This is a genomic window from Actinophytocola oryzae (assembly GCF_004364325.1).
Classification (GTDB): Bacteria; Actinomycetota; Actinomycetes; order Mycobacteriales; family Pseudonocardiaceae; genus Actinophytocola; species Actinophytocola oryzae.
Genome location: NZ_SOCP01000012.1, coordinates 217667 through 236327 on the forward strand (window position 1 = coordinate 217667; position 18661 = coordinate 236327).

Genomic DNA, 18661 nt, shown 5'->3' on the forward strand with positions numbered 1-18661 from the left:
GGTAACTAATCGAGTGGCCTTTGGCCTCGCCTCTAGAGTTGATTTGCACTCCAAGTGCAGCTTTGACGAATCCAGTTAGATGTAATTAACACCTGGTCAGAGGCTGTGAGTTGAGCTGTCGCTACACCCAGGTGTAGCTCAACTCACTTTGGGGATAGAAGTGGAAAGTGATCTTGTCCGGGCCCTGTGGACCACTCGCGAGACGGGCCTATATCCGTCGATGTGCGTAGTCCGGTGGTCGCCCCTCTGGGGGTTCGTCGGGGCTAGCTATCGACGATCTGGGGGCAAATAGTTCCGACGATCCCGAGTGTGGACCATGTCGGCACCTGACAGGGCGGTATGCCAGAGGCGACGTCCACCGGGAAGGCGCAAGACTCGCCCACCTTGCCACCCAGCCGTTTCGATCTTGCTCGCGCCGTCAGCGGCACTCATCTCGAGCGCCGGCTCAAGGTCGGTGTCGTGAGATGCCAAGATCACTACCCCGTAATCGCCGGTCAAAGCCTGACGCACCACGGTAAGGGCGACGAGCACGTCAATGCCCTTCTCCTGAGCGGCCTTGTCCGGCCAGGACGGCGGATACTTGAGTGTCCGGTACGTCACCTCGACCCGGCGATCGCGCGTCCATTCGGATCGTTGGCGTTGGGAGATCCCGTACACGAAGGCTTGGCGCGAGTTGCTTGGCTGCCCTCGGAACACTCGAACACTCGCAAGTTCCGCCAGTTTTTGCAGCTCATCCCGCTGACAACTGGCTCGCACTTGCAGCACCTGTTCGGCGAACTTGAGAGGATCGATCAAGCAGTCCTCAGGGGGCGATCCGTTAGGCGCGAACAGGTCACGTGCGGTCAGGTGGATGTTCTGATAGTCGATCACCACGCAGACACGCGGAGCCTCCACGGCTACCCCCAAAAAAAGCCCCGCCAGTCCCGGAGGACGGCGGGGAGCAACTACACCAATGTAACGTACGAGGTAGATCGCCGATACGGCCCGGGTGTTACAACCACCCGATCGGACGTCCTGCACGGCTGCGCCTCCAGACGGTTCCGGCTCGGAGACCAGGTCAAACCCAGAAGAAACACCAACTCTGAGTTCGACAAGAGAGCCGGGGAGGGTTCCGTCACATGCTAGCCACGCAGTGCAGTACGGCGGCTACATGGAGTAGTGTAAGTCGATCGATTCGACTGAAATAGTGCCCTGACCTGCATAAACATAGAATGCACTTAGGTCCCGACTACGCTCTGCCGTACCCTCCGGGCCCGCGCTAGCGGGGCAGAGCGTAGTCGGGACGCGCGGAGCGCCACGCCACAACATGCCGTGGCGTTACCAAGTCGATACACATCGGGTGTCGTCATGTTGAGGATCCTTCCTCAGGAAGGGCTTCCTGCAATCCCGTCGACGTGGCGGGAGCCCGATCCTGCCGGATCGACGGGGCTCTCTCGTTATGGCCAGCGTGTCAGCTGGGCGTGTCCCTTGACCCGGGCTGTAGCCCGTGCGGAGGTCGTGGGACGGCAGGTTGTTGCCGATGAACTGCCGCGTCGCCGCGGTTCGGCCACCCCGGCGGCCTGCCGCGCGATGAGCGCGTTTCCCTTCGCGGTTCGACGGGGCTGTGTCATCGTGGGCCAGCGGGCGCTGGCAGGCGCCCGCCTTGAAGGCGACATACCCGTTAGTCAACGCGCCATCCAAGCAAGGGGATTAGCCGTGACCACGGCCTGGAGCAGGTATGAACACGACAGGATTCGAACCTGCGTAGGACACGTGGCTTAAAGGATTGGTAAACATCGTGACCTCGACGAGCGATGATCCCGGGCGTGATAGATCCCCCGGCGCGACTACCGTCGCGCGCTGATCGCCCTGCGCGGAAGCCGCTGTCCGGAATGGCGCTGGCAGTGGCCACGACGGGAGTCGTGCTCCTCACTGCGGTTGTGGTGTTGATGTTGTGGTGTTGATGTTGTGGTGTTGATGCTGTGGTGGCCGGCCACTGCGGGGTTGACCGGCAGCGAACTGGTGACAGCACGGTTCGGCGCCCTTACCCCGAATGGACCAAGTGGTCACGAGGAAGGGCTGCCGCCATCCTGTCGACGTGACGTAGTCCGATCGTGCCGTTCGCTGGGACGAGGCGGCACGCTCGCAGAGGCGATTCCGCAGCTTGAGCCGCATTTGCACTGGGCCACGTGGGAAGGATGATCGCCTGGCGGTGGGTCTCTGGCCCGGCTCGACAGATCCGGAATCTATCGCGGTCTGTGGGCCAGTGACCACCTGACGGGAACCGGAGGATCAAATCATTGCAGGTCACAGCGTATATTGATCTTTAAGTGAAGTCGGCGAATAACGTTCCATTGGCAACTGGGGTCAGATCCACACTGATCTTCAACGACTTATAGTTCTCGGCGGCTCGATGCGTGTAACACTGGTAGTCTGGCTCGTTGTCCTTGCTACCCCGTTGTTCAAGCGACCCCTCTGCAGGACTAGCCTGCGGCAATCGAAGCCGCAGTCCCCAGTCGTAGGAATTTGTACGAGCGACGCTGAAGTGGCCGGCCTTCTTCGGTTCAAGGAGTAGAGAGCGTTGAATACCGAAGGAGGCGCAAGTGGAGCAGTACAGCGAAGGTGACTTCATCCGCGTTCCCCGTCCGCGATCGTTGCTTAGTGCAGTCCTGATGTTCGTCCGAGCCAGGACCACACAGAGGATCGCCCGCGAGCGAGGTCACACGATCGCGGCTGTCGCCGAGGTGCTTCGTGATTCCGGGCGGAACGGGACGGTCGTCAGCCGCCAGAAGGGCGACCAGTGGTCGGTCGCGTTCAGCTCCACCGACGCGCTGGCGCTGTCAGCTACCGAGAAGTCGCAGCATCTGTGACCGGGCCACTAGTTCCGCCTACTGACACACCTGATGAACACCCGCCGATCATTGCCAGCTCGATCGTCTTCAGCAGAGAGGCGCTGGGCGCGATGATGGCAGAGTACGCGGTCGTCCTCGACGCGCTAGTCAGTCGCTTGCTGCGCGATGATTGTGACAGCGTGAAGGTTGCAGAGCGAGCATGGGGTGAATTGGCGGCCCGTTGGCAAAAGCAAGGGGAGCTCCGCGAGCCCGAGAACCTCCTCTTCCAAATAGCTCGGTTGAGGTGCATCGACCGACAACGCCAACTGGGTCGCCACCCTGAGGATCTATCTGACGACGTCGAAGCGCAGCTTCAGACCGCAGAAACGATCATTAACAGTCGTGAGTTTGCTCATGACCTGGTGTTGCGAATAGACGTGCGTCGAGCGCTGAAACAGCTGCCCTTGCGGCAACGTCAGGCGGCCGTGTTGGCCTACGGTTGGAAGCTACCCCAGAAACTAGTCGCGGCGCTACTGGGAGCGACCCCCTCCCAGCTGAACAATCTGCTGCGGAGCGCAAAGGCAACGCTCACGGAGTCTCCAGTACTCGCTGACTACCGCACTCCCGCATATGAGCCGAAGGTGCGCTGATGAACAACAAGGACGTCGAAATTCTAGACATCAAGCTCGACAGGATGTTGCGTGCTGCCACGCAGCACGTTTCCACTGAACAAGACTCCTGGTCGACCCGAGCCCATCAGGTCGAACTTGCGTACAGGTCATTCGCGATCGGCGTTTTTGAGTTGGAGCGCGAAAAGTACGACGAGGCTCTGCGTCACCTCCGGCACGCCGTCGACACCGGCGTTGAGGAAGCGCGCTCTCTCATGAACTTGTGCCTGAATGCGCTCTCGGATGAATCTTCCGGGCCGGGTGACCTCTCCAATGGTTCTGAACCTTCGATCGACAGCAGTAACGTTGTAGACATGTCAGAGGGCGACAACAGCGAAATTCGTCGAGTGGAGATACTTCGTGCTGTCTGGTCTGAACTGGCGATCTACGTGCGAACGCACGTGTGTGACGATCAAAACCTGATGACGGACATCATGCATGAAGCAGCAGCGACCTTCACTCACTACTGGCGGGAGAAGGGTAAACTCAGCCAAGAGCAAGCCCTTGCTGTGTTGCAGCGCGCCGCCAAACTGCACGGAAGGCACGGACGTTACGAGATCGACATGCGCCGCGAGATCGAAGCCGTTCTACTCGATCTCGACTGACATCGATGCGAACAGGTTCACTCGACAGCCGCGACGTAAGGGTCGCTCGCTGCAGACTCCTCGGCAACTCGCAGCGCATCACTAGAAGGATCAGCGATGACCGGTCTCAATCGCCCAGAAGACGACGGCATCCCGCCGCTAAATTTGGCGGATGTCGAGTATCGACTTACCTCGCGTTCGCCTGAGGAGAATGCTTCTTACATATTGGCGGCTAGCTCAACTACAGATGCTAATGAGATCTTTGCTCGTCTCAAGAGCGCCGCGTTCCATGAGCTGGTCAGGTCGTCGATGGCGGGGGATCAGGAAGCCGTCTCCACACTGTTCACCTGGATCCGGCCGGCCATAGTTCGCTACTGTCGGTCACGCATCGGCCGTAGCGGCTCGGCGTACTCGTCGGCGGACGATGTGGCTCAGGAGATCTGCATGGCCGTACTGGGGGCGCTGGCGCGGTACAGCGACGAGCCGGAGTCGTTCCTCCCGTTCGTGTACGGCGTCGCCGCACACAAGTTGGCTGACCACTACCGCCGGGCGGGCCGCGACCGGTCGGACCCGGCCGCGGACGTGCCGGACGGGGTGGACGTGGGGGCCAGCCCGGAGCAGATGATGATGGCGGCGGATCTGCGTGAGCGTCTGACCGAGTTGCTGGGCACGCTGGCGCCGCAGCAGCGGGAGATCCTGGTGCTGCGTCTGATCGTGGGCTTGTCCGCCCAGGAGACGGCGACCGCGGTGGGCCTGACACCGACGGCGGTCCGGGTGACGCAGCACCGTGCGCTGGCAAAGCTCCGCAGCGCCCTGACCCCGGCCGAGTGGGTGTGATGACTCGACGAGACCACTGATCAATCTTGATCAAGCACAGGGGCCGGTACTCGTTGGCGATCATTCTGCCAACGAGTACCGGTCATCGATGTAGGTAGAGATGCCGGCTGCAGCGGCAGCGATATCAGGATCTGTGGGCCATCCGTGGGCCTCTCACTGGTAACGCTTGACAACCGTATAGATCCTTGCAGTTCAGAGCGCATGTCAATCTTGAACTGGTATGCCCGCTGTAAATCTGTCGCGCTGGGGGCAACTGGGGGGCATGGGTGACCCAAGGTGACCTGAATGGACGTACAGAAGTGCAGGTCAGAGCCTATTTCGATCTCCGCACCGGGATGGCGCTGTAAATCTGTCGCGCAAGCTACGAAGGTTCGAACCCTTCACCCGCCACCATATGCACACACGGCACGCTGACCAGGTAAACAGGTCAACGTGCCGTTCGCTTTCTGTCCGTTGTATGTCGGGCAATCTTGGGCTGGTCGCGGCGAATACGCGGCATAGGTTCCGCCGTTGACGGGCTGCTGGACCTGTCCCTCGCGACCCGACGCCGATGTATGCGGATTGGCCTGCGAAGACTGGCCGGTGTGTCGATCGTCCCCGGCGAAGCGTGTCAGCAGGTTGACGAGTTGCTGTTGGTCGGCAGCTGCGGCAACGGGCGTGATCGGCGGTGCGTCGGACTTCGCCGACGCTCTAGCGGTTCTTGGGTGGGAGATGCAGGACCAGGCGGGCGATGTCCTCGTAGAGATCGTCCGCGGTACGCCCGACGGTGAAGTACTCGGTGATCGCTCGGGTGGTCATCGGGAAGCGGGCCTTCAGTGCCTCGACCTCGATGTCGGGTGTCTCCGGCGTGTCGGGCACCGGGGCTTGCTCTTCGAGGACCCAACCGACGGTGTAGCGCTCGCCGGCCAGGACGAGCAGCCGCGCCTGGTGCAGGTCGACGTCGTGGTCGACGAGGGTGGCGACGGCCCTTTCGGTGAAGTCGCCTCGGCGCATCGAGTAGCGGGCGCCCGAGACGACGCGGGCGCCGTCGCGGTGCCGCAGCAGTGCCGTCCGGAACTGGCTGAGGGCGGCCAGCAGCCACAGTCGGCTGTCTTCTTCGGCGCTCGGGGTGGGCGTGGTGGCGATCGCTTCGTCCATGATCGCGTCGGCCAGGGCGTCCAGTAGCTCGGCTTTGTTCTTGACGTGCCAGTACAGCGTCGGCGCTCGGACGCCCAGGCGGGCTGCGAGGGTGCGCAGGGTCAGTGCCTCAAGGCCGACGTCGTCGAGCAGTTGCATTGCCCCGTGCAGGACTTGTTCGCGGTTGAGCGGCACCCGACTACTCCTTGCGCCGTGTCTCTAACGGTGTTAGACATACGGTAGTTCTCTAACGGTGTAAGAGAGATTGATGTGAAGGCTGCTGTGGTCGACCGGCGGGGTGGGGTTCCGGAATACCTGGACGTCCCCGAACCGGAGGTGAATGACGGTGAGGTGTTGCTGACCGTAGCGGCGGTCGCTGTCGAGAACGTGGACCGGGCGATCGTGGCCGGCACCCACTACACCGCCGCCGGGTTCCAGGAGGTGCTTCCGGCGGTTCCCTGTTTTGACGGCATCGGTCGTCTTCCCGACGGCACCGTGGTGGGTTTCGGCGGGCTGCGACCGCCTCGTGGCGCGCTCGCCGAGCGTGTCGCCGTCCCGGCGGCGCACACCGTTCCGATCCCTGACGGGGTCGAGCCGCCGGTCGCCGCGGCGTTGTCGTCGGCCATCAGCGCCATGTGTATGCAGACTGCCGGTGGTTTGTCTGCTGGGGAGACCGTGCTGGTTCAGGGCGCCACGGGTGTTGCCGGCCGTCTCGCTGTTCAGGTTGCCCGGCTGTTGGGTGCCAAGCGCGTCGTGGCCACTGGACGCGACCAGGCCGCACTCGAGGAGGTCGTCGCCCTCGGTGCCGACGCGGTCATCGATACCACCGTCGACGACGAGCGGTTGGTACGTGCCTTCCGTGAGCACGCCGGCGACGGATATGACGTCGTCGTCGACTACCTCTGGGGGCGGCCTGCCGAGATGCTCACTCGCGCCCTCGTTCCGGACAGCTTCGCCATGCCCAAGTCCACCCGGCTGGTGCAGATCGGTGAGTCCGCCGGACCGGATCTCCGGCTTGCCGCCGACGCCCTGCGTACCTCCGGGCTCGAGGTCTACGGCGCCGCCCGCAACGCCGTCGCCATGCCTGCCGCCCACCAGCAGGTCGTCGAATGGGTACGTAGCGGCGCCCTCACCATCCCGGTCACCACGATGCCGCTCAGCCGCATCGCTCAGGCGTGGACCCGCACCGACCTGCGTGGTCGCCGACTGGTCATCGTCAAGGGCTGACGCCGCGCGCACCCCAGGAGTTGGAGTTACTTAGCGTGGTGAGTTTGGGTGGCAAGTACACGGAAGGTTGAATCTGGCAACCGGGGTTGTCTCACGGTGTGGACACGTGGGTCAAAGGCGGCGGCTCGTTCGCGGGAGGTGGCCGCGTTCACAACGATCTTGGAACGGTTGCGTTGTGAACTATCTCTCGTAGGGGCTGACCTGCGTAGAGTCGCCGCCGTGGTCGGGGAGGCTCTTCCCGACCGGGCGGAGCGGTACCCGACTGACCAGCTGGTTCCTCGGTCCAGCGGCCTGATCCTCGCCGAATAGCACAGTCGGATTCTGTGCACGGAGGGGGTACAGTTACGCGACCGTGACTAGCCCAATCGGGGGGCTTCGTCACCGTGCGGGGGAGTTGTCGCCAATGGGGCGGCCTAGGAGGTTGCATGCCGGACCATCCCATGCCGGCGTCTACTGACCGCACGCCAGAGGACTACCCAATGCTGAACCGCCGGTTCGGCGTTTTTTCGGTCCTCGTGCTGGTCGCCGGAGTCGCTGCCGCGTTGGGGGTCACCTGGTGGCTGCCCTTCGACGGTGGCTCCGAGCTGATCTGGACCGGGCTCCTCCTCGCTGTCGGCTTCCTCATTGTCGAACAGCTGTCCGTCAATATCGACGTTCGCGGCGGCGTGTCGTGGACTATCTCCTTCACCGAGATTCCGCTGGCCATCGGTCTGTTCGTCGCGCCGTTCCCCGTCGTGCTCGCCGCCCACCTCGTCGCCGGGGTCGGGACGCTGCTCGCCAGGCGGGTCCAGGACCGGGTCCTCTACAACACCGGTGCGGAGACGCTCGAGATCGCCGTCGCCTTCACCGTGTTCGCGTTCCTGACCGACACGTTGTCCGGGCGGCCGGGATGGTTCGCGGTGTTCGCCGGGGCACTGTCGGCACCTGTCACCAGCACGCTGCTCGCTCTCGTCGCCGTCTTCGTCCTCGGGCGGCGGATCCGGTTGGGTGCCGCCACCAAGCTCGTGTCCCGCACGCTCGTCCTCGGGCTCGTCAACGCCTCCGTCGGCGTCGTCGGCTACGAGGTCGCCACCAACGTCGACAACGGGTGGCCGCTCGTCCTCGCCATGCTCGGCGGGCTCTGGGCGCTCTACCTCGCCTACTCCGGCCTGTTGCGTGAGCAGCGCGACCTCGAGGCCCTGTCCGAGGTCAGCCTCATCGTCGCGCGGTCGGGCCGTCGTGCCGCCGCACGGCCAGCCGCCGGTGCCGACACCGCCGCGGCCGTCAGCTCCGAGGACTGGCTCGGGATCGCGCAGCGCATCAAGGACCAGCTCGGCGCCGCCCGGGTCGTGCTGCGGTTGAGGTTCGACCCGCAGCAGCCCATGCACACGGTCGTCGCTGGCGACGAGATGGCCAAGGCCATGTACGACCTCGAGGCCACCGGCGCCAGGGCCGACGCCCTGCTGCGCCTGCCCGGCTCGCACGTGCGGCACTTCCGCCGCGTCGACGCGTTACCCGAGGTCAGGACCGCCCTCGTCGAGCGGGACGCCCAGGAGGCGCTCGTCGTGCCACTGCGCAGCGCCAGCCATCTGCTCGGCGTGGTCGAGGCACACGACAAGCTCTCCCGCTGGCGCGGCTTCGGCCAGGCCGACATCCGGATGATCGGCACCACCGCCAGCCATCTCGCCACGGCGCTCGACAACCGGCGCCTGCTCGCCACCCTGCGCCACGACGCCTACCACGACCCGCTGACCGGCCTCTACAACCGGCCCGGCTTCCGGCAGGTCGCGACCGAGCTGCTCGGCACCAACCCCGGCTCCGTCATGCTGCGCGTCGACCTCGAGGTCCAGCCCGCCATCAGCGACGCCCTCGGCTACGCCTGGAGCGACCGCATCACCATCGCGGCGGGCAGGCGGCTGCGGGACACGCTCGGGGCCGACACCCCGCTCGCCCGGCTCGAGGGCGGTGCGTTCGCGGCGCTGCTCGTCGACTCGGACTTCGACCAGGCGCAGCTCGTCGCCAACCAGCTGATCGTGAGCCTGTCGACGCCCTACCCGGTGGACCGGCTGTCCATCGAGGCTGGTGTCGTGATCGGCTACTCCTCGGCGTCCATGGCCGACGGCGTGCTCTTCTCCGAGACCACGTCCGCGAACGCCAGGGACGTCGCGCCCGCCACCATGGACGTCGACGAGCTGCTCAAACGCGCGGATGTCGCCCTGCGTGCGGCGCGGACCAGCGGCGAGCCCGCCCGCGCGTACGTGCCGAGCATGGGCCAGATGTTCCTGCGGCGCTTCCAGCTGGTCACGCAGTTCCGGCAGGCCATGGAGACCGGTCAGGTCAAGATCCACTACCAGCCGAAGATCTCCCTGCCCAGCCGCGAGATCCTGGGCGTCGAGGCGCTGGTGCGCTGGCGGCACCCGGAGTTCGGCGACCTGCACCCCGACGAGTTCGTGCCCGCCGTCGAGGCGGCGGGGCTCGTCGACGCGCTCACCGACTTCGTGCTCGAACAGTCGTTGATCAAGGTCCGCAAGTGGATGGACCGGGGGCTGCGGATCGGTGTCGCGGTCAACCTGTCCGTGCGCAGCCTCGCGAACCTCTCCTTCCCGGACAGTGTCTCCGCGGTGCTCAAGCGCCACGACGTGCCGCCGGAGCTGCTCACGCTGGAGCTGACCGAGTCCGGCGTGATGGCCGACCCGCAGCGGGCGCTCCCGGTGTTGCGGGCCCTGTCCAACCTGGGTGTCGTGCTGGCCGTCGACGACTTCGGAACCGGGTACTCGTCGCTGGCCTACCTGCGGCAGCTGCCCGTGGACGAGGTGAAGATCGACAAGAGCTTCGTGTTCGGCATGGGCTCGGACCTCGGCGACCTGGCCGTGGTGCGGTCGATCGTCGAGCTGGGGCACTCGCTGGGGCTCACGGTCGTCGCCGAGGGCGTCGAGGAGGACGTGGCCCGCGACCAACTGGCCGCGATGGGCTGCGACGTCGCGCAGGGGTACCTGATCTCGCGGCCGCTCTCGGAGGAGCGGCTCGAGGCGTGGCTCCAGGCGCGAACCGCGCAGGCCAGAGGGATCCGGGACGAGACCGTGCTGACGCTGCTGTCCTAGGAGGCACCCGATTTCATCGGCACGGACGGACCATGTAGTCTTCTCACGGCTCCAAAGGAACTTCCGAGTTCTGGATCCGCCCCAATAGCTCAGTCGGTAGAGCGTCTCCATGGTAAGGAGAAGGTCTACGGTTCGATTCCGTATTGGGGCTCGGTGAGCTGGCCGCGGTGTTCGGTTCCGGGCACCGCGGTTCAGGCATGTCAAGGCGGTGTAGCTCAGTCGGTAGAGCAAGCGGCTCATAATCGCTGTGTCGCCGGTTCAAGTCCGGCCACCGCTACGCGATCGGGCGACATGTGTCCGCGGAGTGCGCGGACCTTGATCGCTTCGCATAACACTGGGGGCCCAGCCCCCAGACCCCGGCCGGGGGCTAGCCCCCGGACCCCCATAGCCCTGCGGGCCGATGGGTCGGGGCCGTTGAGTTCGGAGAAGAGGGACCTCAGGTGGCTAGCAGCAGTGACGTTCGCCCCAAGATCACGCTTGCGTGTGAGGAGTGCAAGCACCGCAACTACATCACCAAGAAGAACCGGCGTAACGACCCGGACCGCTTGGAGATGAAGAAGTTCTGCCCGAACTGTGGCACGCACCGGACGCACAAGGAAACCCGCTAGCAGTGCCGCTGGATCCCGCGTACGTGGGTCACGTGTACCCGCGTTCGGAGGTCTACGAAGTCGGCAGGGCCAAGATCCGGGAGTTCGCCGAGTCGATCGGTGACGACCACCCGATGTACCGCGACGTGGCGGCCGCGCAAGCGGCCGGCCACCCGGACGTGGTCGCGCCTCCGACGTTCGCCACCATCCTCTTCGGCAGGTACGCCATGGAGGACATCGTCAACGACGAGAAGCTCGGCGTCGACTACGAGCGCCTCGTGCACGGCGACATGAAGTTCGCCTACGAGCGCCCGGTGTACGCGGGTGACCGGTTGACCGTGACCACGCACATCGCCGAGATCGACACCCGCATGGGCAACGACTTCCTCACGCTGCGCTCGGAGATCGACACCGAGGCGGGCGACCGTGTCGTCACCGCGTTGTCCCAGCTCGTGATCCGGGCGGAGGAAGCATGACCGCCGCAGGCGACGAGCTGCCCCCGCTCGAGGTGCGGCTGCACCGCGCGGACCTGGTCCGCTACGCGGGTGCCTCACTCGACTTCAACCCCATTCACTGGAACGAGAAGCTCGCCACCGAGGTCGGGCTGCCGAACGTGATCGCGCACGGAATGCTCACCATGGCGCTCGCGGGACGCCTCGTCACCAACTGGCTCGGCGACGCGGGTGCGTTCGTCGAGTACGGCGCGCGGTTCGTCCGCCCGGTCGTGGTTCCCAACGACGCCGACGGCGCGCTGGTCGAGCTGACCGGCAAGGTCAAGGAAGTCCGCGACGACGGCACCGCCCGCGTCGACATCACCGCCAAGTTCGACGGCAAGGCGGTACTGGGCAAGGCGACCGCGGTCGTCCGCCTGCCGAAGGGCTAGAACGGCACCGGGGCCAGGTCCTCAGCCGCGCGGACCGTGTGCCAGATCACCTCGGGCGGCACCTCGTCCTCCCTGGTCGACGCCACGATCGCCCACGACGACTCGGGGCTGTCGCGGCGGACCACGGCACCCACGCAGGACACGCCATCGCGGTACTGGCCGTGCTCCATGACCGGCCCGGTGCCGAAGGACGACAGCTCCCGGTCCAGGGCCTCTATGTCGATCACCGTGCGCGTGGTGAAACGGCGCATGCCCTGGTCGGTCAGGTACTCGGCACGCTGGGCCTTCGGCAGCTCGGCCAGCAGGACCTTGCCGAGGACCGTCGCGTGGGCGGCCACGTCCAGGCCGACCTCCAGGTCCTCCAGGTACGGCGACATCGGGCCTTCGACCATGTCCGCGACGACGACCCGGCCCGACACGAAACGGCCGAGGTAGGCGGTGCGCTGGGTCATGGCCGACAGGTGGCGCAGCACCTCACGGACCTGCGGCGGCTGGTCGAAGGACGCCATCAGGTCGTGGAAGCGGCGGGCGACCGACGGGCCGAGCACGAAGCCGCCGTCCGGTGAGCGTGCGAGGTAGCCCTCGTAGGCGAGGGTGCGCACGAGGTGGTACGCGGTCGAGAGGTTGAGCTGGCACCGACGGGCGATGGCCTTGACCGTCAGGGGCGCGCGACTGCGCCCGACCTCCTCCAGAATGCGGAAGGCCCGGGAGACGGACTGGATCAGGTCCGTTGGCTGGGGCGCACTGTCGCGCATGCGTCACCGTCCCGCGAGCGCGGCTTTGTCACTATCTGAAATTTTACGACTTTCTACCGGGACCCGCGCGCTGTCAGCCTCGGAGCAACCCCCGCGATGGCTCTTCCGGCCCTGACCCTGCCGGAGGAACCTGAATGGCGCCTTCCGGGCTCTCGGATCCGCGGAAGGCGTCATTCAGGCAGGGCTTTACTTCGCTTCCGACAGCAGGGCACCCATCCGGGTGACCCCGGTGACGAGGTCGTCGTCACCCAGCGCGTACGAAAGCCGGAAGTAGCCGGGCGTGCCGAACGCCTCGCCGGGCACGACCGCGACCTCGGCGTGCTCGAGCACGAGAGCGGCGAGGTCGACGCTCGTGGCCGCACGCACGCCGCGGATCTCCTTGCCGAGCAGGTCCTTGACCGACGGGTACACGTAGAACGCGCCCTGGGGTGTCGGGCAGGTGACGCCGGGGATCTCCGAGAGCATCTTCACGATGGTCTGCCTGCGGCGGTCGAACGCGGTGCGCATCCCGTGCGCGGCGTCCAGCGAACCGGACACGGCGGCCAGGGCGGCCCGCTGCGACACGTTCGCGACGTTCGACGTCAGGTGCGACTGCAGGTTGGCGGCGGCCTTCGTGACGTCGGCGGGGCTGATCATCCAGCCGACCCGCCAGCCCGTCATGGCGTAGGTCTTGGCGACACCGTTGATGACCACACAGGTGTCGGCCAGCTCGGGCACGACGACCGGCATGGAGACGGACTCGACGCCGTCGTAGGTCAGGTGCTCGTAGATCTCGTCGGTGATCACCCAGATGCCGTGCTCGACGGCCCAGCGGCCGATGGCCTCGACCTGCTCACGCGGGTACACCGCGCCGGTCGGGTTGGACGGCGAACAGAACAGCAGCGCCTTGGTCCTCGGCGTGCGGGCGGCCTCGAGCTGTTCGACCGTGGCCAGGTACCCGGTCGTCTCGTCGGCCACCACGGGCACGGTGACGCCGCCCGCGAGGCCGATGGACTCGGGGTAGGTGGTCCAGTACGGCGCGGGCAGGAGCACCTCGTCGCCCGGGTCGATCAGGGTGGCGAACGCCTGGTAGACGGCCTGCTTGCCGCCGTTGGTGACCAGCACCTGGCTTGCCGCGACCTCGTAGCCGGAGTCACGCAGCGTCTTGGCCGCGATGGCCTCGCGCAGCTCGGGCAGGCCGCCGGCCGGGGTGTACCGGTGGTTCTTCGCGTCGTGGGTCGCCGCCGCGGCGGCCTCGACGATCTCGGGTGGGGTGGGGAAGTCGGGCTCACCCGCGCCGAAGCCGATGACGGGGCGGCCCGCAGCCTTCAGCGCCTTCGCCTTCGCGTCCACCGCCAGCGTGGCGGACTCGGCGATGCCGCCGATTCGTGCGGAGATCCGGCGAGGGGTGACGGTGGTCTCGCTCATGCTGGCATCGTCGCAGATTCGGCAAACGTGATAGCGACTGGCCGTTAACGTCGAACCCGTGGCTACGGCGGAGTGGGACGGTGTGACACGCCGTGACACCTACAAGGAACACGTGCTCGCGAACAGGGACGCGTTGGCGGACGCCGCCCGCGACGGCAGGTGGGACGAGGTGTTCGCCCGTCTCGACGAGGACCCGTCGCTGGTCAACGCCTGGCGGCCGGGTGGAACCAGCTGGTACACGCCGGTGCACCAGGCGGCCTGGCACGGCGTCGACCTGCCGACCGTGCGCAGGCTGCTCACCTACGGCCCGTGGCTGACGCTGCGTGACGCGCGGGGCGACCGGCCGCTGGACATCGCACTGCGTGGCGGCCGCGCACACCTCGACGGGCCACTCGTGCCGGTGGTCCGCAACCCGGTGTCGACCGACACCCTGACCGCGCTCCGGCGCCACCTCCACGGGCTGGTCCGCGAGCGCGCGGCGGAGCTGGTGGACGAGCAGGAGCTGCGCCTGCCGGAGCCTGTCGTGCTGACCGAGCTCGGCGACCCCGGCCTGTGGTTCGCCGTGCCGGGAATGTACGGCGGCTTCCACATCGTCCTGCGAGGTGAGGAGCTCGCGGTCGAGAGCTGGAGCCGAGTGGTCGGGGGCTCCGGCCAGCGGCACCTGATCACCCGCGACGGGTGCGTGCTGACCGAGCAGGGGTTCGTCTGAGCCGGTTTGACCGGCGCGGTTGCGGGCGGGTTTCGTCCTTGCCGTACACTCTTGAACTTGGAAGTTGCCGATCCCGCTCCGCGTGCGACACGGGGCAGGTCGAATGCGTCCAATAATCGGGTTGCCGAGTGATCGGTGGCGCGAAGGGGTGTAGCTCAACTGGCAGAGCAGCGGTCTCCAAAACCGCAGGTTGCAGGTTCAAGTCCTGTCACCCCTGCGTCAGGCGCAAGCCGGTGAACACCGGGTCCGTGATGATCTTCGAGCGGAGGAACTGGCGTGGTCGACGACCGGGACAAGGAAGAGAGCAAGGGACAGGAACGCCCCTCTCGTCCGGTCACCGCCGCTGCGCGGCGTGAGCGCCGTGCTTCCGCTCGCCCCGCGGCGCGGAAGGAGGCCTCGACGGACGAGGCCGCCAAGCCGGCGCGGACGGGTGCGAAGAGCACCGCGGACGAGAAGGTGAAGCCGAAGGCCAAGGCCAAGGTCGACGCGAAGTCGGATGCCAAGACTGCCGCCACCAAGGGCGAGCACAAGAAGGGCAGGCCGACGCCGACGCGCGACCGCAAGGAGTCGGGCCCCGGCTTCTTCGCGAGGATCTTCCGCTTCCTGAAGGAAGTGGTCGCGGAGCTGCGCAAGGTCATCTGGCCGACGCGCAAGCAGATGATTACGTATACGGCCGTCGTGCTGGTCTTCGTGGCCTTCATGGTGGCGCTGATCGCGGGAATCGACTTCGGGCTCGCCAAGGGCGTGCTGGCACTGTTCGGCTGAGCCGCGCCCACGCGGGCGCGCCGGCAGGGTGGGCGGAGTACGCGATCGATGAAAGGAAGCGGGACCGAACAGTGAGCTCCGACAACGGTGTGGCCGACAGCGACGAGCTGACCGGCCTGTCCGAGGACGGCGACGTGCGCACCGAGGAGGTCGCGGCCGCCGAGGCCGCGCTGGCCGTCGACCCAGAGGTCGAGGCCGCCGCCGAGGATGACGACGACGTCGACGACCTCGCCGACGCCGATGCGGACGACGTCGACGACACGGACACTGACGACGACGCCGATGCGGACGACGTGGCCGAGGACGCGGTCGAGGAAGAGGTCGACCCCGCCGCCGAGATGCGTGACGCGCTGCGTCGCGCGCCGGGCGCCTGGTACGTCGTGCACTCCTACGCGGGCTACGAGAACAAGGTCAAGACCAACCTCGAGACCCGCATCGGGACCCTCGACATGGAGGACTACATCTTCCAGGTCGAGGTGCCGACCGAAGAGGTCACCGAGATCAAGAACGGCCAGCGCAAGCAGGTGCAGCGCAAGGTGCTGCCCGGCTACATCCTCGTGCGGATGGAGCTGAACGACCCGTCGTGGTCCGCGGTGCGCAACACCCCGGGCGTCACCGGGTTCGTCGGCGCGACGTCCAAGCCGTCGCCGCTCACCATCGACGAGGTCCTCAAGTTCCTCCTTCCGCAGGTGGAGGAGGCCAAACCGGCGGCAGCCGGCAAGGGCACGACGGCGACGCCGGCCAAGGGTCCGGTCGTCGAGGTCGACTTCGAGGTCGGCGAGTCGGTCACCGTCATGGACGGTCCGTTCGCCACCCTGCCCGCGACGATCAGCGAGGTCAACGCGGACGGGCAGAAGCTCAAGGTCCTCGTGTCGATCTTCGGCCGCGAGACTCCGGTCGAGCTGTCGTTCAGCCAGGTCTCGAAGATCTGAGCCTGATCGCCGCCGAATTCACTAGTCAGGGAAAGAAATGCCACCCAAGAAGAAGAAGCTGGCCGCGATCATCAAGCTGCAGATCACGGCCGGCCAGGCCAACCCGGCGCCGCCCGTGGGTCCCGCCCTCGGTCAGCACGGCGTCAACATCATGGATTTCTGCAAGCAGTACAACGCCGCGACCGAGTCGCAGCGCGGCACCGTGGTGCCTGTGGAGATCTCGGTCTACGAGGACCGTTCGTTCGACTTCAAGCTCAAGACCCCGCCTGCCGCGAAGCTGCTGCTCAAGGCCGCGGGCGTCGACAAGGGCTCGGGCGAGCCGCACCGCACCAAGGTCGGCAAGGTGACCTGGGACCAGGTGCGTGAGATCGCCGAGACCAAGAAGTCGGACCTCAACGCCAACGACGTCGACCAGGCAGCCAAGATCATCGCCGGCACGGCTCGCTCCATGGGCATCACGGTCGAATAGTCACTGAACTCGTGGGAGAGCCAGGCGCTGGCTCACCAACCACTGGCTTCGTTTCGTAAGGAAGTGTTATGGCACAGCGCAGTAAGGCCTACCGTCAGGCCGCAGAACTGATCGACCGTGAGCGGCTGTACTCGCCGCTCGAGGCCGCGAAGCTCGCGAAGGAGACGTCCAGGGTCAAGATGGACGCGACCGTCGAGGTCGCCATCCGTCTCGGCGTGGACCCCCGCAAGGCCGACCAGATGGTGCGCGGCACGGTCAACCTGCCGCACGGCACCGGCAAGACCGCACGCGTGATCGTGTTCGCGACCGGTGACAAGGCCAACGAGGCCGTCTCCGCCGGTGCGGACGAGGTGGGCGCCGAGGACCTGATCGAGCGTATCCAGGGTGGCTGGCTCGACTTCGACGCCGCGATCGCGACCCCCGACCAGATGGCCAAGGTCGGTCGCATCGCCCGCATCCTCGGCCCGCGCGGCCTCATGCCGAACCCGAAGACCGGCACCGTCACCCCGGACGTGACCAAGGCCATCACCGAGATCAAAGGTGGCAAGATCAACTTTCGGGTCGACAAGCAGGCCAACCTGCACCTGGTGATCGGCAAGGCGTCCTTCGACCAGGACAAGCTGGTGGAGAACTACGCCGCGGCCCTCGACGAGGTCCTGCGTGCGAAGCCGTCGGCCGCCAAGGGCCGGTACCTGAAGAAGGTCACCTTCTCGACGACCATGGGCCCGGGCATCCCGGTCGACCCCGCTCGCACCCGCAACCTGCTGCAGGACGAGCCGGTCTGATCCCCTTCTGACACGACGAGAGCGGGCCCCCTTCGTTCGGCGAAGGGGGCCCGCTCTCGTCGTTCCGGCTAGCCGATCTCTGCGCCCACCGCCTCCAGTGCGGTCGTGACGGGCTGGAAGAACGTCACGCCACCGTCGGTGCAGTCACCCGAGCCGCCGGAGGTCAGGCCGATGGCGCTGCCGTCGTCGGTGAACAGGGGGCCACCGCTGTCGCCGGGCTCCGCGCACACGGTCGTCTGGATCAGACCGGTGACCGTGCCCTCCGGGTAGTTCACCGTGGCGTCCAGCGCGACGACGTCACCGTCGAACAGGCCGGTGGTGCTGCCCATGCGGAAGACCTGCTGGCCGACCTGCGCGTCGGCGGCCTGGTTGATCTGGAACTGCTGGCCGTTGCCGAGGTCCACGACGCTCGGGGCGTTCGTGGTCTCGTCGTCGTAGGTCACCAGGGCGAAGTCACCATCACCGGGGAAGAGCGCCTCCTGGACGGTGGCGATGGGGCCACCGTTCTGCTCGTCGGACCACTGGTCGAAGGCGACGCCGCAGTGGCCTGCGGTCAGGAAGGCGGGGTTGCCGTCCGCCGTGGCGACGTTGAAGCCGAGGGAACACCGCGCGCCTTCCGCGAAGATCGCGTCACCGCCCTCGGCACGCAGCTCGAACTTGCCCTTGGTCCGCTTGAGCGTGGCGACGTCGTCCCCGACCGCGTTCACGGTGGACTCGAGGTTGTCCCAGGTGTTCCCGGTGACGGTCGAGTCGGCGGTGACGACCATCTTCCCGGTGGTGGGGTCCGTGGCCCACGCCGTGCCGGGGATGTGGTCCTGCCGCATCGTTCTCAACGTCGCCAGATCACGGTCCCCGGAGGGCGCGCTCCTGGCGTCCTCCGCGTTGGCCTGCGGTAACAGCACCGCGACGAGTGCGACGAGCGCTACGCCGCCTGCTCCCAGGAACAGGGCTTTCCGCGTGGCCGGCTTGTGTTTGGCACGCAATTCGCGACCTCCTCGGTAGTGGATTGGTGCGCACTGGTGTCCACCCACACACGAGAAAGATTTG

The 18661-nt window shown here is 66.3% G+C and carries 19 protein-coding genes and 3 tRNA genes; 17 read left to right on the forward strand and 5 right to left on the reverse strand.

All coding sequences use genetic code 11. The annotated features are described in order from the left end of the window. Nucleotides 1–267 precede the first annotated feature (267 nt). Entirely contained in the window at nt 268–873 is a 606-nt protein-coding gene (locus CLV71_RS30105) for a PIN domain-containing protein (RefSeq protein ID WP_166664311.1), read from the reverse strand. A 1709-nt stretch (nt 874–2582) separates the two neighbouring features. Between CLV71_RS30105 and CLV71_RS30110 the strand changes: the two genes are divergently transcribed. The 4 genes from CLV71_RS30110 to shbA all read left to right on the forward strand — a co-directional run bounded on the left by CLV71_RS30110 (nt 2583) and on the right by shbA (nt 4899). Beyond that, complete coding sequence (locus CLV71_RS30110) at nt 2583–2849, forward strand: hypothetical protein (protein WP_133906245.1); 267 nt, start codon at nt 2583–2585, stop codon at nt 2847–2849. Next, nucleotides 2846–3460, forward strand: coding sequence for an RNA polymerase sigma factor (locus CLV71_RS30115; RefSeq protein ID WP_133906246.1), 615 nt, complete (start codon nt 2846–2848; stop codon nt 3458–3460). Before CLV71_RS30110 ends, CLV71_RS30115 begins: the two co-directional genes overlap by 4 nt. Beyond that, nucleotides 3460–4083: a hypothetical protein gene (locus tag CLV71_RS30120; protein ID WP_133906247.1), complete on the forward strand. Its 624-nt coding sequence runs from the start codon at nt 3460–3462 to the stop codon at nt 4081–4083. Before CLV71_RS30115 ends, CLV71_RS30120 begins: the two co-directional genes overlap by 1 nt. A gap of 96 nt (nt 4084–4179) precedes the next feature. Beyond that, a complete protein-coding gene (shbA, locus tag CLV71_RS30125) occupies nt 4180–4899 on the forward strand; it encodes an RNA polymerase sigma factor ShbA (protein ID WP_133906248.1) in 720 nt (239 codons plus the stop codon). Between the two features lie 690 nt (nt 4900–5589). On the opposite strand, the gene CLV71_RS30130 is transcribed toward shbA, so the two are convergent. Beyond that, complete coding sequence (locus tag CLV71_RS30130; RefSeq protein WP_133906249.1) at nt 5590–6210, reverse strand: TetR family transcriptional regulator; 621 nt, start codon at nt 6208–6210, stop codon at nt 5590–5592. A 75-nt stretch (nt 6211–6285) separates the two neighbouring features. Between CLV71_RS30130 and CLV71_RS30135 the strand changes: the two genes are divergently transcribed. From CLV71_RS30135 to CLV71_RS30165, 7 genes are all read left to right on the forward strand, one after another. Further along, nucleotides 6286–7242, forward strand: a complete 957-nt coding sequence (locus CLV71_RS30135) for a quinone oxidoreductase family protein (RefSeq protein WP_133906250.1) — start codon at nt 6286–6288, stop codon at nt 7240–7242. A gap of 440 nt (nt 7243–7682) precedes the next feature. Beyond that, nucleotides 7683–10322, forward strand: coding sequence for a putative bifunctional diguanylate cyclase/phosphodiesterase (locus CLV71_RS30140; protein WP_424923921.1), 2640 nt, complete (start codon nt 7683–7685; stop codon nt 10320–10322). Between the two features lie 78 nt (nt 10323–10400). Beyond that, nucleotides 10401–10473, forward strand: a tRNA-Thr gene (locus tag CLV71_RS30145). Nucleotides 10474–10526: 53 nt separating this feature from the next. Then, nucleotides 10527–10599, forward strand: a tRNA-Met gene (locus CLV71_RS30150). 163 nt (nt 10600–10762) lie between these two features. Then, a complete protein-coding gene (gene rpmG, locus CLV71_RS30155) occupies nt 10763–10930 on the forward strand; it encodes a 50S ribosomal protein L33 (protein ID WP_133906252.1) in 168 nt (55 codons plus the stop codon). Between the two features lie 2 nt (nt 10931–10932). Further along, nucleotides 10933–11385 (forward strand): MaoC family dehydratase N-terminal domain-containing protein, encoded by a 453-nt coding sequence (locus CLV71_RS30160; protein WP_133906253.1) that lies wholly within the window; start codon nt 10933–10935, stop codon nt 11383–11385. After that, on the forward strand, nt 11382–11792 hold the full coding sequence (locus tag CLV71_RS30165; protein ID WP_133906254.1) for a MaoC family dehydratase: 411 nt from the start codon (nt 11382–11384) through the stop codon (nt 11790–11792). Before CLV71_RS30160 ends, CLV71_RS30165 begins: the two co-directional genes overlap by 4 nt. On the opposite strand, the gene CLV71_RS30170 is transcribed toward CLV71_RS30165, so the two are convergent. Next, a complete protein-coding gene (locus tag CLV71_RS30170; RefSeq protein WP_133906255.1) occupies nt 11789–12547 on the reverse strand; it encodes an IclR family transcriptional regulator in 759 nt (252 codons plus the stop codon). The two genes, CLV71_RS30165 and CLV71_RS30170, sit on opposite strands and share 4 nt — an antisense overlap. Nucleotides 12548–12733: 186 nt before the next feature. Continuing rightward, nucleotides 12734–13954, reverse strand: a complete 1221-nt coding sequence (locus tag CLV71_RS30175) for a pyridoxal phosphate-dependent aminotransferase (protein WP_133906256.1) — start codon at nt 13952–13954, stop codon at nt 12734–12736. A 58-nt stretch (nt 13955–14012) separates the two neighbouring features. Here CLV71_RS30175 and CLV71_RS30180 point away from each other — a divergent pair, with 58 nt between their 5' ends. The 6 genes from CLV71_RS30180 (at nt 14013) to rplA (ending at nt 17614) form a co-directional block, all read left to right on the forward strand. Further along, a complete protein-coding gene (locus CLV71_RS30180; protein ID WP_133906257.1) occupies nt 14013–14663 on the forward strand; it encodes an ankyrin repeat domain-containing protein in 651 nt (216 codons plus the stop codon). A 144-nt stretch (nt 14664–14807) separates the two neighbouring features. Then, nucleotides 14808–14880 (forward strand) — tRNA-Trp (locus CLV71_RS30185). 59 nt (nt 14881–14939) lie between these two features. After that, entirely contained in the window at nt 14940–15428 is a 489-nt protein-coding gene (gene secE, locus CLV71_RS30190; RefSeq protein ID WP_133906258.1) for a preprotein translocase subunit SecE, read from the forward strand. A 71-nt stretch (nt 15429–15499) separates the two neighbouring features. Next, the gene (gene nusG, locus CLV71_RS30195; RefSeq protein WP_133906259.1) at nt 15500–16360 is read left to right on the forward strand and encodes a transcription termination/antitermination protein NusG; all 861 of its coding nucleotides are present in this window, start codon (nt 15500–15502) and stop codon (nt 16358–16360) included. Nucleotides 16361–16397: 37 nt separating this feature from the next. Beyond that, entirely contained in the window at nt 16398–16829 is a 432-nt protein-coding gene (rplK, locus tag CLV71_RS30200; protein ID WP_133906260.1) for a 50S ribosomal protein L11, read from the forward strand. A gap of 68 nt (nt 16830–16897) precedes the next feature. Beyond that, a complete protein-coding gene (gene rplA, locus CLV71_RS30205) occupies nt 16898–17614 on the forward strand; it encodes a 50S ribosomal protein L1 (RefSeq protein WP_133906261.1) in 717 nt (238 codons plus the stop codon). A gap of 68 nt (nt 17615–17682) precedes the next feature. Here the strand turns inward: rplA and CLV71_RS30210 are convergent, their stop codons facing one another. Then, the gene (locus CLV71_RS30210) at nt 17683–18597 is read right to left on the reverse strand and encodes a S1 family peptidase (protein ID WP_208297815.1); all 915 of its coding nucleotides are present in this window, start codon (nt 18595–18597) and stop codon (nt 17683–17685) included. Between the last annotated feature and the right edge of the window lie 64 nt (nt 18598–18661).